Raw genomic sequence first — 25523 nt, 5'->3', positions numbered from 1 at the left:
TTTTTCGAGGGTGGAAAGCCGATCCCCGCTCGCGGGATAATCGGCTTTTGTCATTCTTCAAGCGTTACGCGCAGGGCATTTACATGAACGTATCACCCACCGGCAGCGAGGCCGCGGCACTGATTGCGCGGCTGGACTGGGCACGAAGCCCCCTCGGTGACGCCATTGATTGGCCGCAAAGCCTCCGTACAGCCGTCGACATCGTGATTCATTCGCCGATGCCGATGCTGTTGCTGTGGGGCGCCGAACTCACCCAGATTTACAACGACGGCTTCGCCCTGCTGGCCGGCAACAAGCACCCGGCTGCCTTCGGCCAGCCCGCCGACCTGATCTGGCCGGAACTCAAGCCGTTCACCGACCCGATCTACAGCGCCGTCCTCACGGGCCAGGTGCGCACCTTCACCGAACAGCGTTTCGTGCTGCAACGCAACCACCGTGACACCGAGATCTGGCTCGACCTGACCTACAGCCCGATTCGTGACGAACGCGGCCAGGTCGCCGGGATCCTGATCACCGCGATCGAAACCAACGAGCGCCGGCGCATCGCCCTGGAACTCCAGCAGCGTACCGAAAACAGCCTCAAGGCCCAGCGCAACACCGAGCAGCGCCTGCAACTGGCCCTGGCCGCCACCGACGCCGTGGGCACCTGGGACTGGGACATCGGCGAAGACCGGTTTATCGCCGACGCGCATTTCGCCCAGTTGCACGGCGTTGATCCTTGCGATGCCGGCCTGCTGCCCATCAGCGATTACCTGCAAGGCGTGCACCCCGAAGACCGTGGCATGGTGGCCCGCAGCATCAAGCATTGCATCACCCACGGCACCGAATACGCCGAGGAATACCGCCTGCTGCAAGCCGGTGGCGAAGTGCGCTGGGTGTTTGCCCGGGGTCGCTGCTACAAGGACCACCATGGCCGCCCGGCGCGCTTTCTCGGCGCCGCCCTCGACCTGACCGAACGCAAGCACACCGAACAGGCCCTGCGCCAAAGCCAGACCGAGCTGCAGTTGATCATCAACGCCATGCCGGTGCTGATCGGCTATGTCGACCATGAGCAACGCTTTCGCCTGAACAACAGCGCCTACCTGGACTGGTACGGCATGACCCCGCAGGAGCTGTACGGCAAGTCCATCCGCGAGGTGCTGGGGGATGAAGTCTATGCCGGGCGCGTCGACAAAATCGAAGCGGCGCTGAAGGGCAAGGCCTGCAGTTTTGTCACCGTCACGCCGCACCATGACGGGCGGCCGCGCCACGCGCTGATGAAATACCTGCCGCGTTTCAGCGCCGACGGTTCGGTCAACGGTTTCTACATTTTTGTGATCGACGAGACCGAGCGCAAGCTCACCGAAGAAGCCCTGCGTCAGCTGAACGAAAACCTCGAAGAGCGCGTCAGCCAGCGCACCCAGGCCCTGGCCGAAGCCAACCAGCGCCTGCAAAACGAGATGTTCGAGCGCGAGCGTGCCGAAGACGCCCTGCGCCATGCCCAGAAGATGGAAGCGGTCGGCCAGCTCACCGGCGGCATCGCCCATGACTTCAACAACATGCTCACCGGGATCATCGGCAGCCTGGACCTGATGCAACGCTACATCGCCGCCGGGCGCAGCGACGAGATCGGCCGCTTCACCGACGCCGCCGTGTCCTCGGCCCATCGCGCCGCCGCGCTGACCCACCGCCTGCTGGCCTTCTCGCGCCGCCAGTCGCTGGACCGCAAGCCGGTGGACCCGAACCAATTGGTGGCGTCCCTGGAAGACCTGTTCCGCCGCACCAAGGGCGCGCACATCGAACTCAAGGTGAACCTGGGCGCCGACGTGTGGCCGGTGAACACCGACGCCAGCCAGCTGGAAAACGCCCTGCTCAACCTGGTGATCAACGCCCGCGATGCGATGCCCGACGGCGGGCAATTGTGCATCGAGACCGCCAACAGCTACCTCGACGGCACCGACATCACCACCCTGGAGCCGGTCAAGGCCGGCGACTATGTGATGCTCGGCGTGAGCGACAACGGCGCCGGCATGACCGCCAAGATCCTCGCCAAGGCCTTCGACCCGTTCTTCACCACCAAGCCCATCGGCCAGGGCACCGGCCTTGGGTTGTCGATGATCTATGGCTTTGCCCAGCAGTCCGGCGGGCACGTCACGATTGAAAGCCAGCCTGGCCAGGGCACCTGCGTGCGCCTGTACCTGCCGCGCCTGCATGGCACCGCGCTGGAAAGAACCGCGCCCGCCAGCCAGGCCGAAGCCCCGGTGGCGCTGGCGGGTGAAGCGGTGGTGGTGGTCGAGGACGACCCGGCAGTGCGGATGCTGGTGGTGAATGTACTGGATGAACTGGGCTACACCGCCCATCAGGCGGCGGATGCACGGGCGGCATTGCCGTTACTGGAATCCGATCTGCGCGTGGACTTGCTGGTGACCGACGTGGGCCTGCCCGGGATGAATGGCCGGCAACTGGCGGAGATTGCACGGCAGCACCGGCCCGAACTCAAAGTGCTGTTCATGACCGGTTACGCCGAGAAAGCCGCCGAGCGCCAAGGGTTCCTGGAGGAAGGCATGGACATGGTGGCCAAGCCGTTTTCGATTGACCTGCTGGCTAACAAAATCCGCAGCATGATCAGCTCAGAGGCCTGACTTCAGGCATAATCGCGCGCCGTTTCACATCAGGACCGATCAATGAAAGCCCAAGCCCGTCACATTCTGGTGAAAACCAGCGAGGAAGCCGAACAGCTCAAGCAGCGTATTGCCAAGGGCGAAGCGTTTGATGTGTTGGCCAAGAAGTATTCCACCTGCCCTTCCGCCAAGCGCGGCGGTGATCTGGGTGAAGTGCGGCCGGGGCAGATGGTGGGGGTGATTGATGCGGTGATCTTCAAAAAGCCCGTGAAGGTGGTTCACGGGCCGATCAAGAGCAAGTTCGGGTATCACCTGGTGCAGGTGTTTTACCGGGATTGAGGGGCTGGTTGTGGCGTTAGTCTCGGGGGATCAGTGCACCCGGTACTTGAATGACCCGGCTCGCCAGGCGATGCCCGGCCAAGGCTGCATCCTGCGGCGAGCCGCCCTTGAGCCGGCTGGCCAGGTACGCCGCACTGAATGAATCCCCCGCCGCCGTGGTGTCGACCACCTTCTCCACCACCAGCGCCGGCACCTCGAATCGCTCATCTTCACAACGAATCAGGCAAACATCCGCGCCCCGCTTGAGCACCACCTCGGCAATCGTCGGGTACGCCGCAAATACCTGTTCGCTGTCCTCGTAGCCAAACAACGCCCGCTCGTCATCTTCGGTCAACAGGGCGATATCCACCTCGGCCAACACCGTGTGATACGCCGCACGCGCCGCTTCTACACTGGCCCACAAGCGCGGTCGGTAGTTGTTGTCGAACACCACTTTGCCGCCGCGCCTACGGGTTTCGATCAGGGTTTTCAGCAACCGCTCACGGCCCACTTCTCCCAACACCGCCAGGGTGATGCCGCTGAAATACACCACGTCATACCCCGGCAACGCCGCCAGAATCGGCTCGGCCGCCGGTGTGGTGAAGCAGTCGCGTACCGCCGCTTCGTTGCGCCAGTAGAGGAATTTGCGCTCGCCCTTGGCGTCGGTCTGGATGCAGTACAAACCCGGCAAGCGCCCGGGCAAGCGCTGGACCATACCCAGGCCCAGGCCTTCCTCAGCCCAGTGCTTGCACATGGCGTCGCTGAAGCTGTCATCGCCCAGGGCGGTGACGTAGTCGACGGTGCTCGGCTCACCCAGTTCGCGGCGCAGGTAGACGGCGGCGTTCAGGGTGTCGCCGCCGAAGCTTTGTTGCAGGCTGCCGTCGGCGCGGTGTTGCAGTTCGATCATGCATTCGCCGATGAGGGCGATGCGGGGTTTTGTGTTCATGCCTGGGGTCTCTCGATGTACTTGAGGGCCTCATCGCGGGCAAGCCCGGCTCCCACAGTTGACCGTGTTGTACCTGAAGGAACACGGTCGATGTGGGAGCGGGTTTGCTCGCGATGGGCGCGACTCGGTCTAGAAGCAGGTATGCAGGCTTTCGATCACTTGCAGTTGCTCATCCACCAAATTACCCACTTGCCACTTGTCGAACGTCAGGCACGGGTGGGATGTGCCGAAGGAGATGATGTCGCCAATGCGCAGCTCAACCCCCGGTGCGACGACCATGAACGCATGCTGGTCCATCACGGCGGTGACCTTGCACGCGGTCACGTCATCACCCTCGGCTGGCAGCACGCCAGCCTTGTAGCGCTTGAGCGGCACCGGCAGGCCGGCGTCGTAGGCGACGTCGCGCTTGCCCAGGGCGATCACCGCGAAGCCTGGCTCCGGTAAGGATTGCACATGGGCCCAGACTTCCAGCGCGGGGCGCAGGCCTTCGTTGAGGTCGCTGCGACGGTCGAGTACGCAGCATTGCGCTTCTTTGTAGATACCGTGGTCGTGGGCCACGTAGCTGCCCGGGCGCAATACGCTGAGGAAGCGGCCGGCGGCGTTCTGGGCTTCGAAGGACTCGGCGATCAGGTCGTACCAGGCCGAGCCCGAAGCGGTGATGATCGGCTTGCCGAGGTCGAAGGCGCCGCTGTTTTGCAGGTCGACGGCCAGGCGCACCAGGGAAGCGGCGAATTCGCGGATGCCACTGATGGCGTGATCGCCGTGGATCACCCCTTCGTAACCTTCAATGCCGGTGAGGGCCAGCGCAGGCTGGGCCTTGATCGCCCTGGCCAGGTCGAGCACCTCCTGTTCGCTCCGGCAACCGCAACGCCCGCCGACCACACCGTATTCGATCATCACGTTCAGGCGCAGGCCACGGGCGGCGAAGAATGCGCCCAGGTCGGCGACGTTGTCCGGGTGATCGACCATGCAGTGAAAGTCGAATTCCGGGTCGGCCAGCAGGTCGGCAATCAGCGCCATGTTCGGCGCGCCCACCAGCTGGTTGGCCATCAATACCCGGCGAACACCACCGGCATACGCGGCGCGGGTCTGCACGGCATTGGCCAGGGTGATGCCCCAGGCGCCCTGTTCGATCTGACGCTGGAACAGTGCCGGCATCATGCTGGTCTTGCCATGGGGCGCCAGTTGCGCGCCGCTGTTGCTGACGAATGCCTGCATCCAGCGGATGTTGTGTTCCAGGGCATCACGGTGCAGCACCAGGGCCGGCAGGCTGACGTCACGCACCAGATGCGCACCGACTTCGGCGGCGCCTTTTTCAACGGCATTGAAGGCAGACATAAGGGTTTCCTATTCGTTGATGCGACGGGCCAGGTTGTTCGCGCTGTCGATCAGCACCCGGCGATAGTCGTTGTAGTTTTTGATGGCATCGGCCCGTGGGGCCACGATGCACAGGGTCGCAATACTGATGCCTTGGGCGTCCCGCACCGGGGCGGCAAAGCAATGGGTAAAGGTGTCGGCAACGCTGTCGAAGGAGAAAAATCCGTCGAGGGTGGCCTGACGAATTTGCCCGAGGAAGGTTTCCAGAGGCAGACGCTGACCGTCCGGGAGGATGAAATCGTCGTAGTCGATCAGGTCGATGATTTGCTGGTCGCTCAGGTGGCCCAACAGCAGGCGGCCGGAGGCGGTCCAGGGGATTGGGGCGTTCTCGCCGATGTCGGAGGAAATGCGGAAATGCCGCTCGCCTTCGCGCATCAGCGCCACGGTGTATTTGCGCCCGTTGAGCAGGCACATCTGGGCGGTTTCGTGGGTCTGGCTGACGATTTCCTGCAGGGCGTGGTCGGCTTCGCGGGTCAGGTCGAAATGACGCAGGTGGGCCTGGCCGAGGAAGTACAGCTGACGGCCGAGGTAGACGTGACCGTCCTTGCCCACGGTTTCGAGGATGCGCCGCTCCAGCAGCGAGGCCACCAGTTCGTAGACCGTGGACTTGGGGCTGCCAATGCCGCTGGCGATATCATTCGGGCGCAGGGGCTGGCCGATTTCCTTGAGGAAATCGAGGATATCGAACGCCCGGTCGAGGCCCTTGGCGCGGCGTTTGATGGTGTCTTCGGTCATGGCAGTTTCGGGTCCCGTCAAAGGCTTAAAATCGCAGCAGATGAGTCCTCTGTGGCGAGGGAGCTTGCTCCCGCTGGGCTGCGAAGCGGCCCCAAAAAAACGGGAGCGCTTCGCACTCCAGCGGGAGCAAGCTCCCTCGCCACAACGAGTTTCATCACTGCAAGTTGCGGTCGGGCATTTAGCCTTTTTTCTTGTAGGCCACGCAATCGATCTCCACCTTGCAGTCGACCATCATGTTCGCCTGCACACACGCCCGCGCCGGGGCATGTTCCGGGTTGAAGTATTCGCCGAACACTTTGTTGAAGCTCCAGAAGTCCCGTGGGTCTTCCAGCCACACACCTACACGCACCACATCTTCGAGCGCATAGCCGGCCTCTTCGAGGATCGCCACCACGTTCTTCATGGTCTGGTGCGTCTGCTCGACGATCCCGCCGGTGATGATTTCACCGTCCACCGCCGGCACCTGGCCCGACACGTACAACCAGCCGTCCGCTTCCACCGCGCGGGCGAAAGGACGAGGCTGGCCACCGCCTGCGGTGGCGCCGGTGCCGTAACGAGTAATGCTCATAATGGATCTCCTGAAACGAGTGAATTAAAAACGAATGTTCTTGAGAAATTCCGCCAGTCGCGGCGATTGCGGGCGTTCGAAGATGTCTTTCGGCGGCCCCTGTTCTTCAATGCGGCCCTGGTTCATGAAGACGATCTTGTCCGAGACTTCATAGGCAAAGCGCATTTCGTGGGTGACCAGCAACATGGTCATGCCCTCTTCTGCCAACCCCTTGATCACGCTGAGCACTTCACCCACCAGTTCCGGGTCGAGGGCCGAGGTGACTTCGTCGAACAGCATCAGGCTCGGGTTCATCGCAATCGCCCGGGCAATCGCCACACGCTGTTGCTGGCCGCCCGACAATTGGCCCGGGAAGTGATTGCGCCGCTCCAGCAGGCCGACACGGTCCAGCCATTTTTCCGCCAGTGCAACCGCCTCGTCCTTGCCCATCTTCTTGACCTTGAGCAGGCCCAGGGTGACGTTCTGCAACGCGGTCAAATGCGGGAACAGGTTGAACTGCTGGAACGCCATGCCCGTCATCGCGCGATGCTGGGAAATCACCCGTTCCGGATGGCGCACGCGCTTGCCGCCGACGTCGCTGTAGCCGATGGATTCGCCGTCGAGGGTGATCTGGCCGCCCTGGAATTCTTCCAGCAGGTTGACGCAGCGCAGCAGCGTGGTCTTGCCCGAACCGCTGGAGCCGATCAACGTCACGACGTTGCCGCGCTGCAGGGTCAGATCGACGCCCTTGAGCACTTCCACCGGGCCGTACTGTTTACGCAGGCCGCGAATGTTCAGCAGTGGCTGGCTTTCTTTTGAGAGTTGGTTCATGGCAATGCCACCCGCTTTTCAATGTAACGCCCCAACAATTCGATGGCGTAGTTGATGACAAAAAACATAAAGCCTGCGAACAGGTAGAACTCCAGGGTCATGAACGTCCGGGCGATGACCTGTTGGGTGCTGAGCAGCAATTCGGCCACGCCGATCACCGACAGCAAGGTGGACGCCTTGACGATTTCCGTGGACGAGTTGACCCAGGTCGGCAGGATCTGCCGCAACGCCTGAGGCAGCAGCACATAGCCCAGGGACTGGTAGAACGTCAGGCCGATGGCCTTGCCCGCTTCCAGTTGCCCTTTGGGAATGGCTTGCAACGCACCGCGCACGATTTCCGAAACGTGAGAGCCGCAGAACAGCGTCAGGCCCACGGCACCGGCCTGGAACGCGCTGATCTGCCAGCCAAGCGCCGGCAGCATGTAGAAGCATGCCAACACCAGCACAAACACCGGCGTACCGCGGATCAGGTCGACGTACAGGCGAAACGGTGCACGCATCCAGAATTTGCCGTAGGTCAGGATCAACCCGGCAACGATGCCGATCAGGGTGCCGAAGATAATCGCCAGGGCCGAGCAATAGACGCTGGTCTGGAACCCCGCCCAGAGGGTTTCCCGGGCGATCCACAACTCATGCAGCCAGCTGGGGGATTCGTACATGGGCGCTCCTTAGCGGCGAATCGCCAAACGCTGTTCCAGGTAACGGAGCAGCATGGCAATGAGGTAACAGGCAGCCACGTAGAGCGCGGTCGTGACCATCCAGGTTTCAATCACCCGGTAGCTTTCGACGTTGATCTTGCGGGCGTAATAGGTCAGCTCCGGCACCGCGATCGCAGCCGCCAGGGAGGTGTCCTTGAACAGCGAGATGAAGTTGTTCGACAGCGCCGGCAGCACGTTGCGCAGCATCACCGGCACGGTGATGTACACGCGGATGCGCCATTCGCCCAGGCCGATGGCCAGGCCCGCTTCACGCAACCCCTTGGGAATATTCAAGAGGCCTGCGCGGAATACTTCGGTGAGGTAGGCACCGGCGTACAGCGACAGCGTGATGATGAACGAGGGGATCTTGTCCAGCCGGATACCGAGGCTCGGCAAGGCGAAGTAGATCAACAGGATCAGCACCAGGATCGGGGTGTTGCGGATCACCGTCACATACACCGAGGCCACGATGCGCAACGCACGGTGTTTGGACAACATGGCAAACGCCATCAACAGGCCGATCACGCAACCGATGGCGATGGACAGCAGTGCCAGTTCAAGGCCGAGGCCGAGCCCCGCCAGCAAGCTGGGGAAGTCGCGCCACACAGCGGCAAAGTTCAACTGATAGTTCATGGTCGGCAGTACCTGATTGGGGCGCCGTCAGCGACGCCCCAGTGTTTACGAATTACTTGAACTCAACCGGGAAACCGATCGCAGGCTCTGGCAGATCCACACCGAACCATTGCTTGAACGAGGCCTTGTACATCGGGAATTCCACGCCGGTCATGGCTTCATGCAGCGCGGTGTTGACGAAGTTCAGCCAGTCCTGGTCGCCACGCTTGACGGCGCACGCGTAGGTCTGCGGGCTCCAGGCGTAGCTCGGGCTGCGGTAGCGACCCGGGTTTTGCACCATCAGGTACTTGACCGAGGACTGGTCGGTGGCGGCGGTGTCGGCACGGCCGGAGTTCACGGCCTGGTACATCAGGTCGACGCTGTCGTACTGGTCGACCTTGGCTTTAGGCAATGCCTGGTGCACCAGCTCTTCGGCGTAGACGTTCTGCAGCACGGCCACGGTGACGTCGCTGCCTGCGGCTTGCAGGTCTTCGATTTCCTTGTACTTGCTGTTGGCCGGCAGCAACAGGCCCACGCCTTCGCGGTAGTACGGCAGGGTGAAGGCCACTTGCTGCGCACGGCTGGCGGTGACGGTGATGAACTGGCAGCTCATGTCGACCTTGTCGGTCAACAGGTTGGGAATCCGGGCGTCGGAGGACTGCACCACGTACTCGACTTTGCTCGGGTCGTTGAACAGCCCCTTGGCGACGATGTGGCCGATGTCGATATCAAAACCCTGCAACTTGCCATCCGCTCCCTGGAAGTGCCACGGCGCATTGGTACTGCCTGTACCCACGATCAGGTGCCCACGCTTGAGCACCGTATCGAGCTTGCTGTCCGCCGCTTGCACTACGCTTGCGAGGGAAGCCGATGCGGCGAAGAGAAAAACACACGCTTTAAACACGGAAGGTCGGTGATGCATGACAAGCACTCCAGGAGTTGTGTATTCCGCTATACCGGAACTTAGTATGTAACAACGGAATAGACAGCAGAAAGTGTGCCACACGCAGTAACAGAAAAATATTGCGGGATTAATTTCCTTTAAAATCAACTAGATAAATTTGTATCGGCGATGAGGCGTCAGACCCGTCGTTGCAATCAGATTGCTACCGTTGGCTACACACCGGGGTGACAGGCCACATTTGGGTGCGGGAGCAGCGCGTTACCGTGCACGAAAGCGGTGCGATGGCCGAATGGAAATATCCCGTGGCTGGGCTAGCCTTTGCAGGTGATCCGCCCCCAAGGAATGCGCTCAGATGAAGATCAGTCTTGTGCTTATGGTGTTGTCGCTGGTGTTTGCCAGCCAGGTGTTTGCCAAGGATGACCGGCGCGAATGCAAGGCCGAACTGGTCAAGCTCAAGGCGGCGTTCAGTACGAACTACACCACCCAGAATCATCATGGTTATCGCCGGGCGAAGGACGCCAAGGAACAGGGCGACTACAAGCAGTGCGTGGGGTTGGCGAAGAAGGCTCGGGAACGGGCGCAGCGTTGAAAGCCTTGGGGCTGCTGCGCAGCCCAACGGGGGACAAGCCCCCTCACCACAAAAGCGGCTTGCTGCAGGGTACCTGTTAGTTTTGACAGTAGACCGTTTTGATCGCCGGGCTTAGCGTGGGGCATGCCCTTTTGCCTAGGAGATCATCATGGGAATTGCAACGGCGGTGATTGCCAATGCCGAGGAATATCAGCAAGTGCTCGCGTCGCATGAGACGGTGTTCATGTTGTTTGTCTCGCAGCGTTGCCCGGCCTGCGGGGAAGCCGGGCCACTGTTTGAGCGGATTGCCGGGAAATTCGCCAACCGGGTAAAAAGCCTGGTACTCGACACAGCTCAAACCCCCAGGCATCCGGAGGTGACTGGCACACCTACCCTGCTGATATTCCAAAACGGCCAGATGGTCGAGAAGCTGAAAGGGTTTGGGCGCTGGGAGGAACAGGAGCACACCGTCATGGAGACGTTCAGCCGCTACGCCAGGTTCAGTCCTCCAGCATCAACCGCGCCGTGCCGGAAACACGAATCGAAGCACCCTTCTCATCGGTGATCTGCGCTTGCAAGCGTGAGCGACTGCCCATGTCCTCGCCCTGGATGATGTCGATACGGCCGTTGTGCGGCCAGCCCAGGTCCCGCAGGTAGCCGGCAAATGCGGCGGCAGCGGAGCCCGTGGCCGGGTCTTCGTACACACCGCCCACCGCGAACGGGTTACGGGTGTGGAACAGTGTCGGGCTTTCGGCAAACACCAGTACCACAGTGCCCAGGCGGCCCTCTGTCATGTAGCGGCGACCGGCCTCCAGTTCATAGTGCATCTGGCTGAGCTTCGCGCGGCTGTCGAGGGCCAGCACCAGGTGGTCGATACCGCCATGGATGATTGCCGGTGGGATGCTCGGGTCCAGGTCATTGCGGGTGTAGCCGAACAACCTCAGGCCCGCGTCCACCAGCGCATCGTTTGCCGGTGCACTGCGGGTTGGCGGGGATTGCAGCGCGGCTTCGATCAGGTCGCCTTCGCTGCGGCCGCTGACGGAAATATCGCCGTTGTTCAACGTCAGGTGGAATTCGCCATCGCCCAGCGCCAGGCTCAAGGCCGCGCCAAGGGCGATGGTGGCGTGCCCGCAGAAGGCGACTTCGGCCTGCGGCGCGAAGTACCGCACGCGCCAGCCATCGTCCTGCGGACAGGCGAATACGGTTTCCGAAAACCCGACTTCGTGAGCGATACGCTGCATCTCTGCGGCTTCCGGCAAGTTGTCACCGATCCATACGCCGGCCGGGTTACCGCCCTGGTTGCCATCACAGAATGCAGAAATCTTAAGCACGTCCAAAGTCATTCGGGTAACCCTTCCTTAACGGTTCAGTGAGCGGCGATGCTATCCAAAGGCCAGCCCAGCGTCGAATGAAATCCACCCGCTACAGCGGTGCCAGCAGCACCTGCGTAACTCGCCGTTCCTCCACTGCGGCCACGGTCAGGCGCCAGCCCTCGTGTTCCAGGCTATCGCCCACCACCGGCAGGCGATCCAGCAGGCTCATCACCAGCCCGGCCAGGGTCTGGTAATCCTCCGTGGCCACGGCCTTGAAACCGGTACGCTGGCGGATCAGGTTGAGGTTCAAGGCACCGTTGACCCGGAAACCACCCTCCTCCTCGACGATATCCGGCCCTTCGACTTCACTCGCATCCGGCAACTCACCGGCGATGGATTCCAGGATGTCGGTCATGCTCAACACCCCGATAAAATCGCCGAATTCGTTGATCACGAAGGCAATGTGGGTCGACTCCTGGCGCATCTGCTCCAGGGCGTTGAGGATCGAAAAACTCTCCAGCAGGTTGATCGCCCGGCGTGCCAGGTGCTCCAGGTTCGGCTCGTTACCGGCCAGGTATTCCTTGAGCAACTCCTTCTTGTGCACAAAACCCAATGGCTCGTCGATATTACCGTTGCGGATCAAGGGCAGACGCGAGTAAGACGAATGCATCAGTTTCAGGCGGATAGTGTCGGGATCGTCCGACAGATCTATAGAGTCCACCTTGGCCCGGGGCGTCATCAGCGTACGGATCGGGCGTTCAGCCAGTTGCAGCACCCCGCTGATCATCACCCGCTCACGCCGGTCAAACAGCGGCCCGCCGCTGGCATCGGGGTTGTCCAGCAGGTCGGCGACCTCTTCGTCTACCTCCTCCACTGCCAAATTACGCCCGCCGAGCAAACGCATCACCGCATGGGCCGTACGCTCACGCCTCGGCAGCGTGCCCTGGGCCGACTTCTTGCGGCGCGACCGGGCGATCTGGTTGAACAGCTCGATCAGGATCGAGAAGCCGATGGCCGCGTACAGATAGCCTTTGGGGATGTGGAAGCCCAGGCCTTCGGCCGTCAGAGCAAAACCGATCATCATCAAAAAGCCCAGGCACAGCATGATCACCGTCGGGTGGGCGTTGACGAAACGGGTCAGCGGCTTGCTGGCAATGATCATCAGGCCGATGGAAATGATCACCGCGATCATCATCACTGCCAGCTCATCCACCATGCCCACGGCGGTAATCACCGCATCCAGGGAGAACACCGCATCCAGCACCACAATCTGCGCAACGATCGGCCAGAACATCGCATAAGCCACGTTGCCGGTACGTTGGGCGACATGCCCCTCAAGCCGCTCATGCAATTCCATGGTGGCCTTGAACAACAGGAACACACCACCAAACAGCATGATCAGGTCACGGCCCGAGAAACTCTTGTCGAACACCTCGAACAGCGGTTGGGTCAGGGTCACCAACCACGAAATACTTGCCAACAGGCCCAGGCGCATCAGCAATGCCAGGGACAAACCGATCAGACGCGCACGGTCACGCTGCTCCGGCGGCAGCTTGTCCGCCAGGATCGCGATAAACACCAGGTTGTCGATGCCCAGCACCAGCTCCAGCACAATCAAAGTCAACAGGCCGAGCCAGGCCGTTGGATCCGCTAACCATTCCATTTTTCAGTATCTCTTCAAGTTTTTCAGAATGCCGGGCACGGCAACGCACGGTCGAGGGACCGGGTAAGGGTAGGCAATCGGAATAAGGGGTGCTTGGCGTTGAGGCAGGCGATCAGCGGGAACGGCGGCAGTGAATGTCTTGGGGAAAGACGACTGGGAGGCTCCGAGAGGGTGTTCATGTAGGTCCTGTTATGGAAAAAGTACTTGAATCGTACAGGCGAAACGGTAATTTCCTACAATCTAAAATTATTACAAGATCTGTAATAGATAGCGTGTCGACGATTGCCTTGGCTGCCGCTTACCGCATCAACGCCGTGACCCAACTGCTGGAAAATATCGCCTTCCGCGAAGAAATCAGCAGCGACGCCGTCGTGCTTCACGACTTTGCACGCCTGCTCGCCATTCCGCTACGCGATGGCTGTGACCTGATGGATGTAATAGGCCGCCGGATCCAACCTAGCGACGCCTGAACAAAGCACACCCTGCTTCTGTAGGAGCAAGCTTGCTCGCGATGGACGTCAACGATAACTCGGGAAGCCTGACACTCAACGACGCTCTCAGGTTTTTCGCGAGCAAGCTCGCCCCTACAGTAAGCGGCCGTTCAGAACGGCCCCTTCGTCATCACCCGCTCATCAATAAAGCTACGCAACATCGCAATACGCTGCGTATAGGCTTTGCTCAGGCAACTGACTTGGGCGCCGCACGTATGCCGTTGCTTGAGCCACGCAGCCTGATCATCCATCAACGAACCGCGCCCGCCCATGGCCATGAAGTGCCGGTTGAGGTCATAAAGCAGCGCCATGGTCACGTCCTGATCATTGAGGGAGCGCGTGGCACAGATGGTTTTCTCGTCAGGCGCCTTCGCCCGGTCACAGTCAAAACTGGCCGCCAGGCTTGCAGGGCTGAGCCACAACACGGAAAACCCGGCGAGCACTGCAAATACCGCCGGTTTAATCAAACGAACTACCATGGAAATACCTCCTGTAGGAGCAAGCAGTAAGCGGCGCCATCAGTGAGTTGAGGTTTTAAACTTTGCAAACGCATCCAGATAAGCCGCCTTCAACCCCACACTGACGGCATCGAGGGTAGCTGAATTGAAAGCCACTTTATCCCGCTGAATAAGCGTCTGGCCTGCGCCTTTTATCTTGATTCGTGAATGCCCGGCATATTTGACACCGCCGATATAGACCGAAAGTTCTACATCAGTTGCATAGTATTCGGGATCACTCCAGGTTTTTACGAAAACCCGATCAATCTCGACCCGGGCTTTAATGGACGATGCCGAATCAGACCCTATAGCCCGCCTGGTAAAGTCAACCCAATCATCAACAGGGACATTGGCCATCCCCTCGTAGAGGCTGACGATTTCGTGGTTCGCGGCATGCCATACAATCTTGCTTCGTTCAGTACAGGGCCCACAACGCTCGTAGCCTGAAACCCCGACAATATCCGACTGAACAGCACTGTTCTTAATGCTGGCCAACTCCGCGTCAGAGGTATAAGAAGCGAAGTGCAACTGGTTGGTGACGCAACCACCCAGCATCAATAAAACAACGATCAGCAACCCTGCTTTCATACTAAATCCCTAGAAAAAATCACTGCATCAAGAATGTCGCGCCTAAAGAGGGCCGCGAGCCACACCCTGCCCAAATCGATAAATCGCCAGGCAATACCCAATCAACGCCACTGCCGCCAACAACCCGCCCGCCGCACCTATCCAGGCAAACCCAAAGTGGCTGCCCACCCAACTGCCCATCAGCGCCCCACCGCCAATGCCGATGTTGTAGATCCCGGAAAACATCGCCATCGCCACATCCGTCGCATCCGGCGCCAGCACCAATACTTTGGATTGCAGCGCCAGGCCAAAGCCCATGATGGCCATGCCCCAGAACACGCTCAGGGTCACCAGGTACGACACCTCGCCACTCAACGGCAGCAACAACGCCAGGCACAGCGCGAGGATGGTCACGGCGCTGATCAGGAAACGATGGGGGTTAAAGCGGTGCACCAGGCTGAACAACAACGAACCAATGATCCCCGCGCCGCCAAACACCAGCAGGATCAGGGTCACGGTGTTGCCACTCATACCGGCAACGCCTTCAACGAAGGGTTCGACATAGCTGTAGGCGGTGAACTGCGCCGTCACCACCATCGCCGTCAACACATACAACGCCACCAGCGCCGGGCGCTTGAACAGCAGCGGCAGGCTGCGCAACGAACCGGAGTTCTGGCTCGGCAGCAGCGGCAAGGTCCGCGCCAGCCAGAACACCAGCCCGGCCGCAAACGCGCCGATCACCAGAAACGTGGTGCGCCAGCCCATGGCTTCGCCCAGCAAGCGGCCGAGCGGGATACCCAGCACCATCGCCAGCGAAGTACCAGTAGCCAGCAGCCCAAGGGCCTGCACCTGCTTGCCCTCCGGCGCCAGGCGCACCGCGAGGGACGCCGTGATCGACCAGAACAGCGCATGGGACAACGCAATACCCACCCGGCTGAGCATCAAAATGCCAAAACTGGTGGCCACACTGGACAGGATATGGCTGGCGATAAACATGCCGAACAGCACGATCAGCAGCTTGCGCCGCTCGACGTTGCGGGTCAGCAGCATCACCGGCAGCGAGGTCAGGGACACGATCCACGCATAGATGGTGAGCATCAGGCCGACGCTGGCGATGGGCATGTCGAAGCTCGCGCCGATGGCACTCAGCAGGCCGACCGGCACAAATTCGGTGGTATTGAAAACGAAGGCGGCCAACGCGAGGGCGAAGACCGGTTGCCAGTTGGCTTGAGGTGTTGCGGCGGAAATGCTCATTTACAGGTCGTCGTACTCGTTTGCGCGCAGATCAAGCCGGCCCGATGCCGGCCCTTGAGCCGCGCGCAAAAAATAGTAACACGACGGTTCAGGGATCGACCTGCCCCATCAGCTCCGGAATCGATTCCGGACGCTTGGCATAACGCTGGGCCAAGGCGGCACACACCATCAACTGGATCTGGTGAAACAGCATCAGCGGCAGGATCAGCACGCCCATGGTCGCCCCGGCGAACAGCACCTGGGCCATGGGTACACCGGTGGCCAGGCTCTTCTTGGAGCCGCAGAACAAAATGGTGATGCGATCTTCCTGGCTGAACCCGAACGCCTTGCCCAGCACGGTGGACGCCACCAGCACCAGCCCCAGCAACACACAGCAGGCCACCACGAGGCCACCCAGCTCCCACAGCGGAATCTGGTGCCAGATGCCTTCGTTGACCGCTTCGCTGAACGCGCCGTAGACCACCAGCAGGATCGAGCCCTGGTCGACGAACTTCAGCCAGGATTTGTTGCGCCCTACCCACTCGCCGATCCAGCGGCGGGCGATTTGCCCGGCGACGAACGGCAGCAGCAGTTGCACGCTGATCTTCAGAATCGCGTCGACCGTCGAACCGCCGTCGCCGTGCACGTTAAGCAACAAGGTCACCAGCAACGGCGTGAGGAAGATCCCGAACAGGCTCGATGCCGCCGCACTGCAGATCGCCGCCGGGATGTTGCCCCGGGCCAGGGACGTAAAGGCAATCGCCGACTGCACCGTGGCAGGCAATGCACACAGATAGAGCATGCCCATGTACAGGTCTTTGCCGATCAGCGGCGACAGCACCGGCTTGAGCGCCAGGCCCAGCAACGGAAACAGCACGAAGGTCAGGCTGAACACCAGCAGGTGCAGGCGCCAGTGGCCGGCACCGGCGACGATGGCCTGGCGCGACAGTTTGGCGCCGTGCAGGAAAAACAGCAGCGCGATGGCCAGGTTGGTCACCCAGCCGAAGGCCACGGCGGTCTGGCCGCTGGCGGGCAGCAGGGACGCGAGGATCACCGTCGCGACCAGGGTCAGGGTGAAGTTGTCAGGTAAAAAACGTGGGCGGGTCATAGGCCAATCTTCCAGGGGTTGCCAAGAGCATCCTCGCGACTCTAACGTAACGGCTTGTTACCGACTAACGCCAATGAGCCAGTAAATGCCGCCTAAAGGACATGACAAAACCGTGCGCCGCAGCGTGCCCGGGCTTTCCAGCCTGCCGAGGCCGGTGTATGGCCGTACCGAATCCCTGCCCAACCGCGCGCTGACCCGTCGCCACAGTCACCCGTGGGTGCAGTTGTCCTATGCGATTTCCGGGGTGCTGGAGATCCAGACCAGCGCAGGACGCTTCGTCGCGCCACCCCAGCGCGCGGTGTGGATTCCGGCCGGCATGCCGCACCGAGTGTTCAGTTCGCCCCATACCGAGATGCGCAGCCTGTACCTGGATTGCAGCGTCACCGGCTGGGCGGCCGACCGCTGCCAGGTGCTCGCGGTGAGCAGCCTGTTGCGGGAGTTGATCCGCAGCTTCAGTGAATTGCCGGTGGAATATGCCGAGGACGGCCCGGACGGGCGACTGGCCCAGGTGGTGCTGGACCAGTTGGCCGCCGCGCCCCAGGTCGATTTGATGCTGCCACTACCCGCCGACAGCCGCTTGCGCCAGATTTACCGCAGCCTGAACCTGCACCCCGAGCAGCAGACCACCCTGGGGCAGTGGAGCCAGAAACTGGCGGTGAGCGAAAAAACCCTCAGCCGGCTGTTCCTGAGCGACACCGGCCTGACCTTCCGCGCCTGGCGCCAGCGCTTGCGCCTGCTGAGCGCCCTGCCCGCGCTGGAGCAAGGCGAACGGGTGACCGATGTGGCGCTGGCCTGCGGCTACGAATCCACCTCGGCCTTCATCAACGCCTTCCGCCAGCAATTCGACGCCACACCCGGCGAATTCTTCCGCTGATCCCCAGACAACGAAGCTCCAGAGCGGGAACTCGGCCCCCTGTGGGAATCCAGTTGAACAGTTACACCTCGCTCACTCCTGCGCCTTGGCCAGCACCGCCTGCAACAACACATCCGCCCCCGCCGTCGACCATTGCGGATAAATCTCCTCCGCCTCGTTATGGCTCAGCCCATCCACACACGGCACAAAAATCATCGCCGTCGGCGCCACCCGGTTCAGGTAGCAGGCGTCATGCCCGGCCCCGGAAATCATGTCGCGATGGCTGTACCCCAACGCTTGCGCCGAAGCCCGCACCACGTCCACACACCCGCTGTCGAAGGCAATCGGCGCGTACTGGAAGATCTGCTTCACGCTGTGTTGCAGGCCAATCCCCTCGGCAATCCGCGCCACCGCCGCCTGCAACTGCTGGTCCTGATGCGCCAGCACCGCTTCATCCGGGTGCCGGAACTCGACACTGAAAAACACCCGCCCCGGCACCACGTTGCGTGAGTTGGGGAAGATATTCGCCATGCCCACCGTCGCCCGCCCTTCGGCGCCCTGCTCCAGGCCAATCTGGTTGACCGCCTCCACCACCCGGGCAAACCCGAGCAGCGCATCCAGGCGGTGATCCATCGGCGTGGTACCGGCATGTGCGCTGCGCCCGCTCAGTTCCACTTCATACCAGCGCTGACCCTGGGCGCCAGTCACCACGCCGATGGTCAAGTCCTGGGCTTCAAGAATCGGCCCCTGTTCGATGTGCAGCTCAAACGCGGCATGCACCGCCTGGCCACCCACCGGGTGCGCACCGGCATAACCAATCTGCTGCAACGCCTGGCCGATGGTGACGCCAGCCTTGTCTTCCCGGGACAGGCCGTACTCCAGGTCAAACACCCCGGCAAACACCCCGGAAGAAATCATCGCCGGGGCAAACCGCGAGCCTTCTTCGTTGGTCCAGTTGACCACTTCTATAGGCCGCTCGGTCTCGATCCCGAGGTCATTCAAGGTGCGCACCACTTCCAGCCCCGCCAGCACCCCATAGATGCCATCGTACTTGCCGCCCGCCGGCTGGGAGTCGCCGTGGGAACCGGTCAGCACCGGTGCCAGGTGATCCTGGCGCCCGGCGCGACGGGCAAAGATATTGCCCATGGCATCCACCCGGATGCTGCAACCCGCCGCCTCGCACCAGCGCACAAACAGGTCACGACCGCGGCGGTCCTCATCGGTGAGGGCCAGGCGTGAAACCCCACCCTTTTGCGTGCCGCCGATCTGCGCCATTTCCATCAGCGAGCCCCACAGGCGCTCGCCGTTGACCCGTGCCAAGTCACTCATGAGCGGGGCTCCTGAGGCTTGGCCCGGTAGCGGAAGTCACAGTGATGGGCGCCGCCCATGATGGTTTGGGTGCGGGTCAGCTTGATGTCCGGGTTGTAGCCGACGATAAACAGTTCGTCGCGGTTGCAGGACAGCAAGTGGCCGATCTCGCCCAGGCCCATCTCCTGGTACATCTCGGCGTAGCGGCAGCGCTTCACGTCGTAGTCATAGTGCTCGGCGTCGCTGGCGATGATCTCGACCTTGAGCGCATCGTCCTTTTCCCAGAGCACTTGCAGCTCGACGAAACTCTTGAGGTCGGCACCCTGCTCTTCCAGTTCGGCAAAGTGCTTGCCGGCCTGGATCGCCGCATTGCCCACCGCCTCGCCGATCACCGCCGCCGCAAACTCCTTGCCCTGCTCGCGCACCAGGATCTCGTAGATCGGCTTGATGATTTCGGCCTCGATCCGCCGCCGGGCCAGGATGCCCAGTTCACCTTCCAGCTTGCTCATTGTGTGCCTCCGTCAGCTCCACATAATTCGTTTACTTGCCGCCCGCCACACTCACTGGCTGCCACTGATTGCCCTTGACCTGATACACCGTGAACGACGGCTTCTTCAGATTGCCCTCGGCATCAAACGCGATAGTCCCGGTCACACCCTGATAGCTGATGGAGCGCAGCACCGGCAGGTACTTTTGCGGGTCCACCGAGTCGGCTTTCTCGATCGCCGCCACCAACACCCCGACACCGTCATAGGCGAACGGCGCGTGCAGTTCGATCGGCGCCTTGTAGCGATCCTTGTAAGCCTGTTCAAACGCCTTGCCACCGGGCATCTGCGCCACCGCCAGGCCCGGCTCCAGGGCAATCACGCCCTCGCCTTCGTTCTGCGCCAGTTGCAGGAAGGTCTGGCTGACAAACCCGCCCGCGCCCATCAACGGCGCCTTGATCCCCAACTGTTTGATGCGCCGCGCCAACGGTGCCGCCTGGGAATCAACGCCGCCGAAGAAAATCAGGTCCGGGTTCTGACTACGGATGTTGGTCAGCACCGCGCTGAAGTCGATGGTCTTGTCGTCGACGTATTCACGAGACACCACCTTGGCGCCACCGGCCTCGATGGATTTGACGAACTGGTCCGCCAGGCCCTGGCCGAACGCGGTACGGTCGTCGATCACCGCAATGCGCCGGGCCTTGAGGGTGTTCAAAGCATAGTCGCCGGCCACCTGGCCGCCATCGTCGTCATGGCCCATGATCCGGAAGCTGGTGTCGAAACCCTGCTGGGTGTAGGCGTGCCCGGTGGCCACCGGTGCGACCTGGGCGATACCTGCGTCGTGGTAAACCCGGGCGGCAGGAATGCTGGTGCCCGTGTTCCAGTGGCCGACCACCCCCACCACGCCTTCGTCCACCAGGCGCTGGGCCACGGTCACGGCGGTGCGCGGGTCGGACTGGTCATCCTCGGACAGCAGCTTGAACGTCACCGCCTCGCCGTTGATTTTCGGGTGCTTGGCGTTGGCCGCCTCGATGGCCAGTTGCGCGCCGTTTTCCAGGTCTTTGCCGATACGCGCCGACGGGCCGGTCAGAGGGCCGGCCAGGCCGATCAGTACGGTCTGGTCGGCCTGGGCCACGGCACTCGCCAGGCTGCTCAGGGCCAGGCCGATCACTAGGGTGTGTTTGAAAGTCTTCATCAGTAGTTCCTGCTTGTTTACGGGCGGGTCGGAACACGCCGGGCGTCCGGTAGCGTCAGGGTTAATTCATTCACCGAGGTAGGCACTGCGCACCTCGGGGTGGTCGAGCAATTCATGGGACGGGCCGCTGAGGCTGATGCGCCCGGTGTCCATCACATAGGCGCGGTCGGTGACCTGCAGCGCGAGCCGGGCGTTCTGCTCCACCAGCAGCAGGGTCATGCCCTGGCGGCACACGTCGTCGATCACCTGGAAGATCTTCTCCACCATGATCGGCGCCAGGCCCATGGACGGTTCGTCCAGCACCAGCAAGCGCGGTTTGGACAGCAGTGCCCGGGTCAGGGCGAGCATTTGTTGCTCGCCACCGGACAGCAGGCCGGCGGACTGTTGCAGGCGCTCTTCAAGGCGCGGGAAGTGCTCGAACAACTGGCGGATCTCGCGGTTGACCTGTTCGGTGTCGCGGCGCAAAAAGGCCCCGGCCTGGAGGTTTTCCAGCACGCTCATGCGCGCAAAAATGCCGCGCCCTTCCGGCACCATCGCAATGCCCTGGCGCAGCAGTTGGTCCGGCGCCTGGCCGAGGATCGAGCGCCCGGCAAAGCGGATCTGCCCCGCCGCGGCCGGCAGCAATCCGGTCAAGGCCTTGAGGCTGGAGGTCTTGCCGGCACCGTTGGCGCCGATCAAGGTCACGCGCTCGCCTTCACCGATGTGCAAATCCAGGGACTTGACCGCTTCGATGGCGCCGTAGCGCACCTGCAAGCCGTCGACTTTCAATAGCGGTTCAGACATGGGCGCTGGCTCCCAGATAGGCCTGGATCACGGCCGGGTCGCGGCGCACCTCAGCGGGCGCGCCCACGGCGATCACTTGCCCGTAATCGAGCACGCTGATGCGGTCGCAAACGCCCATCACCAGCTTTACGTCGTGCTCGATCAGCAACAGCGTGTGGCCGTCATCGCGGATCTTTTCCAGCAGGCCGCGCAACTGCACTTTCTCGCTGGCGTTCATCCCGGCTGCGGGCTCGTCGAGGGCGAGCAAGCGTGGTTCGGTGGCCAGGGCGCGGGCGATTTCCAGGCGGCGTTGATGGCCGTAAGACAGGCTGTCGGCGCGGTAATTGGCGAACCCCGCCAGCCCCACATACGCCAGCAGGCGATGGGCATGGGCGCGGGTTTGCGCTTCCTCTTCCTGCGCCCGGCGATGGCGACTCAAGGCGGCCCATAAGCCATTGCGGGTGCGCACATGGCGGCCGACCATGACGTTTTCCAGGGCACTCATGGCGTTGAACAGGCGGATATTCTGGAAGGTCCGGGCAATGCCGGCCTGGGCCACCTGGTGCACGCTGGCCGGTTTGTAGTCCTGGCCGTCGAGCTGGAAGCGCCCGGAATCCGGGGTGTAGAGGCCGGTCATCACGTTAAAGAAGGTGGTTTTACCGGCGCCATTCGGGCCGATCAATCCATAGATTTCCCCGGGTTGGATACTCAGGCTCACGTCGGTGAGCGCCGCCACGCCGCCGAAGTGCTTGTTCACCTGGTCGATCTGCAACAACGGCTGGTTCATCGCGCCACTCCTTTTGGCCACAGGCCTGCCGGGCGATAGAGCATCGCCAGGATCAGCGCGAGCCCGTAAAACAACTGACGAATGATTTCCGGGTCCACCAGCACCTGGCCAAACAGCGCCTGCTGCAACGGGCCCATGCTTGCGCGCAGTGCCTCCGGCAACGCGGCCAGCAATACGCAGCCGAGAATCACCCCCGGGATATGGCCCATGCCGCCGAGCACCACCATCGCCAATACGGCAATGGACTCGTTGAGGGTGAAGGACTCCGGCGAGACAAAGCCCTGGAACGAAGCGAACAACGCCCCGCTCACCCCGCCAAACCCGGCACCGATGGCAAACGCCAGCAGCTTCAGACGCAAGGTGTTGACGCCCATCGCCCGGGCCGCTTCTTCGTCCTCGCGGATCGCCACCCAGGCCCGGCCGATGCGCGAGCGCTCCAGGCGGATGCAGGCAAACAGGATCAGCACCACCAGCGCGGCGAACAGGTAGTAATACAGATAGACCGAAGGCAGGCGCAGGCCAAACAGCTCCTGGGTGCGCCCGAGGTTGATCCCCAGCAGGTTGACCGGATCGACCTGGGCAATGCCTTTGGGGCCGTTGGTGATGTTCACCGGGCGATCGAGATTGCGCAGCAGGATGCGGATGATTTCGCCGAAGCCCAGGGTGACGATGGCCAGGTAGTCGCCGCGCAGGCGCAAGGTCGGCGCCCCCAGCAACACCCCAAAGCCTGCCGCCAGCAGCGCAGCCAACGGCAAAATCAACCAGATCGAGGTGTGCATGCCCGCCGGCAGCAGCGCCATCAGCGCCGGGAATTGCTGCAGCAGGTGCGGTGAAGACAGCAACGCCGCGAGGTAGGCGCCCACCGCGTAGAACGCGATAAAGCCCATGTCCAGCAAGCCGGCGTAGCCCACGACAATGTTCAGGCCCAGGGCCAGCATGATGTACAGCAAGGCAAAGTCGAGGGTGCGCACCCAGGTATTGCCACCGGCGTGCCCGACAATCCACGGCGCCAACACCAGCGCCACGGCAAACAGCACAAGGCCGAGACTGGCGCGCTGGCTGGAAGCGTTCAAGAAAGTCATGCGCGGGTCGCCAGTCGTTCGCCCAACAGCCCCGAAGGACGAAACACCAGCACCGCGATCAACACGATAAAGGCAAACACATCCTGGTAATTGCTGCCGAACACACCGTTAGTGGCCGCGCCCAGGTAACCGGTGCCCAGGGCTTCGATCAGCCCCAGCAGCAGGCCGCCCAGCATCGCGCCCTTGAGGTTGCCGATGCCGCCCAGCACCGCCGCGGTAAAGGCTTTGATGCCCGGCAGGAAGCCCATGTAGAAATGCGCACTGCCGTAGTTGCTCGCCATCATGATCCCGGCCAGTGCCGCCAGGGCGCCGCCGATGGCGAAGGTCAGCACGATGATGCGATTCGGGTTGATGCCCATCAGGCTCGCCACTTGCGGGTTCTCGGCCACGGCGCGCATGGCCCGGCCAAAGCGGGTGCGTTCCACCAGCACCAGCAGCGCGACCATCACCGACAGCGCGACGGCAATGGTGGTCAGGGCGGTGGCGTTGGTGATCGCCGGATGGGCCGAAGCGCCGGCGAGCACTTCAATCGGCTCCAGTGGCAGCAGTTGCGGGAACATCTGCGGGTTGCGTGTCCACACCAGCATCGCGACGGTTTGCAGCAACAACGACACCCCGATGCCGCTGATCAAGGGTGCCAGGCGCGGCGCATTGCGCAGGCGTCGATAAGCGACCCGCTCAATCAGCACCGCGAGTGCCGCGCAGAACGCCATGGCGATCACGGTGGCCACCAGCAGCACCAGCACCGGCGGCATTGCCGGCCATGTCGCCTGCAACAGGCGAATCACCGAGAGGCCCACCAGGGCGCCAATCATCAACACGTCGCCATGGGCGAAGTTGATGATCCGCAAAATGCCGTAGACCATGGTGTAACCCAAGGCCACTAGCGCGTAGAGACTGCCCGTCATCAAGCCATTGAGCAGTTGCTGGATAAACGCATCCATGAACACCATCGACCTCACTACTTACGAGGGCGGCACACTAAGCATCTATTCTATTTTTATCAAATATCAGAAATTCATATGGTTATGCCAAACGCATAAAGCGCTATAACCGCCATAAATACGGCACTTATGGCTCTTTATTTGCCATCTCACTTAGTATTTAATTCAACACATGAATAATTTAGAACAGTTAGCCAATGACCCGCCGCTGCGTGCCGTGCGCACCTTCGAAGCGTTTGCCCGCCACGGCGGGGTAAATTCCGCCGCCCGCGAGCTGGATGTGTCGCCCTCCGCCGTCAGCCATCAACTGCACCTGCTGGAAAGCTTCCTGCAGCAACCGCTGACCTTGCGCCAGGGCCGCAACCTGGTGCTCACCGAAGAAGGCCGCGAGTACTACCGCGCGATTCGCTCGGCCTTCGCCGTGCTGCGCAGCGCCACCGAACACGTGCGGGAAAAAAGCGCCACGCGCCAGGTCACCATCAGCCTGATCCCGCTGTTCGGCATCAACCTGTTCATCCCGCGCCTGGCGCAGTTCCTCAAGGACCATCCGGCGCTGGACATCAACGTCACCTACGCCAACCACCGCAGCTACCCCAGCGACGCGGCCGACCTGTCGATCCGCTTTGGCACCGGGCACTGGCCGGGGTATCACAGCGAGCCGTTGATCTCCGGGGCGGTAACGCCCTATTGCAGCCGGGCATTCCTGGAGCAACACGGCCCGATCGACACACCCGAGGCCCTGAGCGAGTTGCCGTTGCTGCACGACGAAGAGCGCGGCACCTGGAGCCAATGGTTCCAGGCTGCCGACGTGCATCACGGCACGGCGCTGAATGGTTTGCTGCTGGAGGATGGTCAGTTGGCGCTGACGGCGACGCTGACCGGGCTGGGCTGCTCACTGCTGCGCGAGCCACTGGTGGCGCCGCATGTGGCGAACGGGGAATTGGTGAAACTGTTTGATCTACAGGTCGACGATGGCCGCCAGTACTACCTGTGCCGGCGGGCCAACAGCGAGTTGTCGAGTGAGGGGAATCACTTGTATGACTGGATCAAAACCAGTCTTGCGGGGACTTGAAAACACCGCAGATCCAATGTGGGAGCG

Annotated in this window: 27 protein-coding genes and 2 pseudogenes; 8 read left to right on the top strand and 21 right to left on the bottom strand. The window is 61.9% G+C overall.

The window, feature by feature from the left end:
- The first annotated feature begins 83 nt into the window (after positions 1 to 83).
- Together P3C29_RS08250 and P3C29_RS08245 are read left to right on the top strand one after the other, a co-directional pair.
- Positions 84 to 2621 carry a PAS domain-containing protein gene (locus tag P3C29_RS08250; protein WP_275964266.1) on the top strand — a complete coding sequence of 846 codons (2538 nt, stop codon included), beginning with the start codon at positions 84 to 86 and terminating at the stop codon, positions 2619 to 2621.
- A 27-nt stretch (positions 2622 to 2648) separates the two neighbouring features.
- Positions 2649 to 2939 (top strand): annotated as a pseudogene (locus P3C29_RS08245) (peptidylprolyl isomerase); the annotation flags it as partial.
- A 16-nt stretch (positions 2940 to 2955) separates the two neighbouring features.
- Here P3C29_RS08245 and P3C29_RS08240 read toward each other — a convergent pair.
- From P3C29_RS08240 to P3C29_RS08205, 8 genes are all read right to left on the bottom strand, one after another.
- Complete coding sequence (locus P3C29_RS08240; protein WP_275964265.1) at positions 2956 to 3864, bottom strand: sugar kinase; 909 nt, start codon at positions 3862 to 3864, stop codon at positions 2956 to 2958.
- Between the two features lie 129 nt (positions 3865 to 3993).
- On the bottom strand, positions 3994 to 5202 hold the full coding sequence (locus P3C29_RS08235) for an amino acid deaminase (protein WP_201123344.1): 1209 nt from the start codon (positions 5200 to 5202) through the stop codon (positions 3994 to 3996).
- A gap of 9 nt (positions 5203 to 5211) precedes the next feature.
- Complete coding sequence (locus tag P3C29_RS08230; protein ID WP_003208002.1) at positions 5212 to 5976, bottom strand: IclR family transcriptional regulator; 765 nt, start codon at positions 5974 to 5976, stop codon at positions 5212 to 5214.
- A gap of 178 nt (positions 5977 to 6154) precedes the next feature.
- Positions 6155 to 6544 carry a RidA family protein gene (locus P3C29_RS08225; RefSeq protein ID WP_010173353.1) on the bottom strand — a complete coding sequence of 130 codons (390 nt, stop codon included), beginning with the start codon at positions 6542 to 6544 and terminating at the stop codon, positions 6155 to 6157.
- Between the two features lie 24 nt (positions 6545 to 6568).
- Positions 6569 to 7354 (bottom strand): amino acid ABC transporter ATP-binding protein, encoded by a 786-nt coding sequence (locus tag P3C29_RS08220; RefSeq protein WP_201123342.1) that lies wholly within the window; start codon positions 7352 to 7354, stop codon positions 6569 to 6571.
- The gene (locus P3C29_RS08215; protein ID WP_177088475.1) at positions 7351 to 8013 is read right to left on the bottom strand and encodes an amino acid ABC transporter permease; all 663 of its coding nucleotides are present in this window, start codon (positions 8011 to 8013) and stop codon (positions 7351 to 7353) included. Before P3C29_RS08215 ends, P3C29_RS08220 begins: the two co-directional genes overlap by 4 nt.
- Positions 8014 to 8022: 9 nt before the next feature.
- Positions 8023 to 8685 carry an amino acid ABC transporter permease gene (locus P3C29_RS08210; RefSeq protein ID WP_275964264.1) on the bottom strand — a complete coding sequence of 221 codons (663 nt, stop codon included), beginning with the start codon at positions 8683 to 8685 and terminating at the stop codon, positions 8023 to 8025.
- Between the two features lie 52 nt (positions 8686 to 8737).
- Positions 8738 to 9586, bottom strand: a complete 849-nt coding sequence (locus tag P3C29_RS08205) for a transporter substrate-binding domain-containing protein (RefSeq protein WP_010173359.1) — start codon at positions 9584 to 9586, stop codon at positions 8738 to 8740.
- 334 nt (positions 9587 to 9920) lie between these two features.
- On the opposite strand from P3C29_RS08205, the gene P3C29_RS08200 reads away from it, so the two are divergent.
- On the top strand, positions 9921 to 10157 hold the full coding sequence (locus tag P3C29_RS08200; RefSeq protein ID WP_169388035.1) for a hypothetical protein: 237 nt from the start codon (positions 9921 to 9923) through the stop codon (positions 10155 to 10157).
- 148 nt (positions 10158 to 10305) lie between these two features.
- Positions 10306 to 10701: a thioredoxin family protein gene (locus tag P3C29_RS08195; protein ID WP_201123340.1), complete on the top strand. Its 396-nt coding sequence runs from the start codon at positions 10306 to 10308 to the stop codon at positions 10699 to 10701.
- Here the strand turns inward: P3C29_RS08195 and P3C29_RS08190 are convergent.
- Both P3C29_RS08190 and P3C29_RS08185 read right to left on the bottom strand, forming a co-directional pair.
- Positions 10637 to 11479 (bottom strand): PhzF family phenazine biosynthesis protein, encoded by an 843-nt coding sequence (locus P3C29_RS08190; RefSeq protein ID WP_201123338.1) that lies wholly within the window; start codon positions 11477 to 11479, stop codon positions 10637 to 10639. The two genes, P3C29_RS08195 and P3C29_RS08190, sit on opposite strands and share 65 nt — an antisense overlap.
- Before the next feature lie 79 nt (positions 11480 to 11558).
- Entirely contained in the window at positions 11559 to 13112 is a 1554-nt protein-coding gene (locus tag P3C29_RS08185) for a TerC family protein (RefSeq protein WP_201123336.1), read from the bottom strand.
- 191 nt (positions 13113 to 13303) lie between these two features.
- Here P3C29_RS08185 and P3C29_RS08180 point away from each other — a divergent pair, with 191 nt between their 5' ends.
- Together P3C29_RS08180 and P3C29_RS08175 are read left to right on the top strand one after the other, a co-directional pair.
- Positions 13304 to 13582 (top strand): hypothetical protein, encoded by a 279-nt coding sequence (locus tag P3C29_RS08180; RefSeq protein WP_201126271.1) that lies wholly within the window; start codon positions 13304 to 13306, stop codon positions 13580 to 13582.
- Positions 13583 to 13623: 41 nt separating this feature from the next.
- A pseudogene (locus tag P3C29_RS08175) lies at positions 13624 to 13704 on the top strand (outer membrane lipoprotein carrier protein LolA); the annotation flags it as partial.
- A 9-nt stretch (positions 13705 to 13713) separates the two neighbouring features.
- On the opposite strand, the gene P3C29_RS08170 reads toward P3C29_RS08175, so the two are convergent.
- The 4 genes from P3C29_RS08170 to P3C29_RS08155 form a co-directional block, all read right to left on the bottom strand.
- Complete coding sequence (locus P3C29_RS08170; RefSeq protein ID WP_201123334.1) at positions 13714 to 14082, bottom strand: hypothetical protein; 369 nt, start codon at positions 14080 to 14082, stop codon at positions 13714 to 13716.
- 39 nt (positions 14083 to 14121) lie between these two features.
- On the bottom strand, positions 14122 to 14688 hold the full coding sequence (locus tag P3C29_RS08165; protein ID WP_201123332.1) for a hypothetical protein: 567 nt from the start codon (positions 14686 to 14688) through the stop codon (positions 14122 to 14124).
- A 42-nt stretch (positions 14689 to 14730) separates the two neighbouring features.
- Positions 14731 to 15921: a sugar transporter gene (locus P3C29_RS08160; RefSeq protein WP_063029199.1), complete on the bottom strand. Its 1191-nt coding sequence runs from the start codon at positions 15919 to 15921 to the stop codon at positions 14731 to 14733.
- Between the two features lie 88 nt (positions 15922 to 16009).
- Complete coding sequence (locus P3C29_RS08155) at positions 16010 to 17008, bottom strand: bile acid:sodium symporter family protein (RefSeq protein WP_169388033.1); 999 nt, start codon at positions 17006 to 17008, stop codon at positions 16010 to 16012.
- 85 nt (positions 17009 to 17093) lie between these two features.
- On the opposite strand from P3C29_RS08155, the gene P3C29_RS08150 reads away from it, so the two are divergent.
- Positions 17094 to 17882: a helix-turn-helix transcriptional regulator gene (locus P3C29_RS08150; RefSeq protein ID WP_201123330.1), complete on the top strand. Its 789-nt coding sequence runs from the start codon at positions 17094 to 17096 to the stop codon at positions 17880 to 17882.
- Between the two features lie 72 nt (positions 17883 to 17954).
- Here P3C29_RS08150 and P3C29_RS08145 read toward each other — a convergent pair whose 3' ends face one another.
- From P3C29_RS08145 to P3C29_RS08115, 7 genes are all read right to left on the bottom strand, one after another.
- Positions 17955 to 19190 carry a Zn-dependent hydrolase gene (locus P3C29_RS08145; protein WP_201123328.1) on the bottom strand — a complete coding sequence of 412 codons (1236 nt, stop codon included), beginning with the start codon at positions 19188 to 19190 and terminating at the stop codon, positions 17955 to 17957.
- On the bottom strand, positions 19187 to 19678 hold the full coding sequence (locus tag P3C29_RS08140; RefSeq protein WP_201123326.1) for an L-2-amino-thiazoline-4-carboxylic acid hydrolase: 492 nt from the start codon (positions 19676 to 19678) through the stop codon (positions 19187 to 19189). Before P3C29_RS08140 ends, P3C29_RS08145 begins: the two co-directional genes overlap by 4 nt.
- A gap of 31 nt (positions 19679 to 19709) precedes the next feature.
- The gene (locus P3C29_RS08135; RefSeq protein ID WP_201123324.1) at positions 19710 to 20849 is read right to left on the bottom strand and encodes a branched-chain amino acid ABC transporter substrate-binding protein; all 1140 of its coding nucleotides are present in this window, start codon (positions 20847 to 20849) and stop codon (positions 19710 to 19712) included.
- Positions 20850 to 20915: 66 nt separating this feature from the next.
- The gene (locus P3C29_RS08130; RefSeq protein WP_275964263.1) at positions 20916 to 21632 is read right to left on the bottom strand and encodes an ABC transporter ATP-binding protein; all 717 of its coding nucleotides are present in this window, start codon (positions 21630 to 21632) and stop codon (positions 20916 to 20918) included.
- The gene (locus P3C29_RS08125; RefSeq protein WP_201123321.1) at positions 21625 to 22398 is read right to left on the bottom strand and encodes an ABC transporter ATP-binding protein; all 774 of its coding nucleotides are present in this window, start codon (positions 22396 to 22398) and stop codon (positions 21625 to 21627) included. The genes P3C29_RS08130 and P3C29_RS08125 overlap by 8 nt, the downstream gene beginning before the upstream one ends.
- On the bottom strand, positions 22395 to 23480 hold the full coding sequence (locus P3C29_RS08120) for an ABC transporter ATP-binding protein (RefSeq protein WP_201123319.1): 1086 nt from the start codon (positions 23478 to 23480) through the stop codon (positions 22395 to 22397). Before P3C29_RS08120 ends, P3C29_RS08125 begins: the two co-directional genes overlap by 4 nt.
- Positions 23477 to 24424, bottom strand: coding sequence for a branched-chain amino acid ABC transporter permease (locus P3C29_RS08115; RefSeq protein WP_201123317.1), 948 nt, complete (start codon positions 24422 to 24424; stop codon positions 23477 to 23479). Before P3C29_RS08115 ends, P3C29_RS08120 begins: the two co-directional genes overlap by 4 nt.
- A gap of 172 nt (positions 24425 to 24596) precedes the next feature.
- Between P3C29_RS08115 and P3C29_RS08110 the strand changes: the two genes are divergently transcribed.
- Positions 24597 to 25496, top strand: coding sequence for a LysR substrate-binding domain-containing protein (locus P3C29_RS08110; protein ID WP_169388026.1), 900 nt, complete (start codon positions 24597 to 24599; stop codon positions 25494 to 25496).
- Positions 25497 to 25523: the final 27 nt, after the last annotated feature.

The organism is Pseudomonas sp. 1912-s, from assembly GCF_029269205.1.
In the GTDB taxonomy this organism is placed as follows: Bacteria; Pseudomonadota; Gammaproteobacteria; order Pseudomonadales; family Pseudomonadaceae; genus Aquipseudomonas.
This window is presented reverse-complemented; position numbering and strand designations above follow the sequence as displayed.

Coding starts and splice junctions, on each gene's coding strand:
- P3C29_RS08115 (WP_201123317.1), bottom strand. CDS start 24,424: ATGGATGCGTTTATCCAGCAACTGCTCAATGGCTTGATGACGGGCAGT.
- P3C29_RS08225 (WP_010173353.1), bottom strand. CDS start 6,544: ATGAGCATTACTCGTTACGGCACCGGCGCCACCGCAGGCGGTGGCCAG.
- P3C29_RS08250 (WP_275964266.1), top strand. CDS start 84: ATGAACGTATCACCCACCGGCAGCGAGGCCGCGGCACTGATTGCGCGG.
- P3C29_RS08235 (WP_201123344.1), bottom strand. CDS start 5,202: ATGTCTGCCTTCAATGCCGTTGAAAAAGGCGCCGCCGAAGTCGGTGCG.
- P3C29_RS08200 (WP_169388035.1), top strand. CDS start 9,921: ATGAAGATCAGTCTTGTGCTTATGGTGTTGTCGCTGGTGTTTGCCAGC.
- P3C29_RS08205 (WP_010173359.1), bottom strand. CDS start 9,586: ATGCATCACCGACCTTCCGTGTTTAAAGCGTGTGTTTTTCTCTTCGCC.
- P3C29_RS08240 (WP_275964265.1), bottom strand. CDS start 3,864: ATGAACACAAAACCCCGCATCGCCCTCATCGGCGAATGCATGATCGAA.
- P3C29_RS08190 (WP_201123338.1), bottom strand. CDS start 11,479: ATGACTTTGGACGTGCTTAAGATTTCTGCATTCTGTGATGGCAACCAG.
- P3C29_RS08170 (WP_201123334.1), bottom strand. CDS start 14,082: ATGGTAGTTCGTTTGATTAAACCGGCGGTATTTGCAGTGCTCGCCGGG.
- P3C29_RS08220 (WP_201123342.1), bottom strand. CDS start 7,354: ATGAACCAACTCTCAAAAGAAAGCCAGCCACTGCTGAACATTCGCGGC.
- P3C29_RS08185 (WP_201123336.1), bottom strand. CDS start 13,112: ATGGAATGGTTAGCGGATCCAACGGCCTGGCTCGGCCTGTTGACTTTG.
- P3C29_RS08165 (WP_201123332.1), bottom strand. CDS start 14,688: ATGAAAGCAGGGTTGCTGATCGTTGTTTTATTGATGCTGGGTGGTTGC.
- P3C29_RS08140 (WP_201123326.1), bottom strand. CDS start 19,678: ATGAGCAAGCTGGAAGGTGAACTGGGCATCCTGGCCCGGCGGCGGATC.
- P3C29_RS08215 (WP_177088475.1), bottom strand. CDS start 8,013: ATGTACGAATCCCCCAGCTGGCTGCATGAGTTGTGGATCGCCCGGGAA.
- P3C29_RS08180 (WP_201126271.1), top strand. CDS start 13,304: ATGGAAAAAGTACTTGAATCGTACAGGCGAAACGGTAATTTCCTACAA.
- P3C29_RS08195 (WP_201123340.1), top strand. CDS start 10,306: ATGGGAATTGCAACGGCGGTGATTGCCAATGCCGAGGAATATCAGCAA.
- P3C29_RS08145 (WP_201123328.1), bottom strand. CDS start 19,190: ATGAGTGACTTGGCACGGGTCAACGGCGAGCGCCTGTGGGGCTCGCTG.
- P3C29_RS08120 (WP_201123319.1), bottom strand. CDS start 23,480: ATGACTTTCTTGAACGCTTCCAGCCAGCGCGCCAGTCTCGGCCTTGTG.
- P3C29_RS08110 (WP_169388026.1), top strand. CDS start 24,597: ATGAATAATTTAGAACAGTTAGCCAATGACCCGCCGCTGCGTGCCGTG.
- P3C29_RS08130 (WP_275964263.1), bottom strand. CDS start 21,632: ATGTCTGAACCGCTATTGAAAGTCGACGGCTTGCAGGTGCGCTACGGC.
- P3C29_RS08155 (WP_169388033.1), bottom strand. CDS start 17,008: ATGACCCGCCCACGTTTTTTACCTGACAACTTCACCCTGACCCTGGTC.
- P3C29_RS08135 (WP_201123324.1), bottom strand. CDS start 20,849: ATGAAGACTTTCAAACACACCCTAGTGATCGGCCTGGCCCTGAGCAGC.
- P3C29_RS08210 (WP_275964264.1), bottom strand. CDS start 8,685: ATGAACTATCAGTTGAACTTTGCCGCTGTGTGGCGCGACTTCCCCAGC.
- P3C29_RS08160 (WP_063029199.1), bottom strand. CDS start 15,921: ATGAGCATTTCCGCCGCAACACCTCAAGCCAACTGGCAACCGGTCTTC.
- P3C29_RS08125 (WP_201123321.1), bottom strand. CDS start 22,398: ATGAACCAGCCGTTGTTGCAGATCGACCAGGTGAACAAGCACTTCGGC.
- P3C29_RS08150 (WP_201123330.1), top strand. CDS start 17,094: ATGCCGCCTAAAGGACATGACAAAACCGTGCGCCGCAGCGTGCCCGGG.
- P3C29_RS08230 (WP_003208002.1), bottom strand. CDS start 5,976: ATGACCGAAGACACCATCAAACGCCGCGCCAAGGGCCTCGACCGGGCG.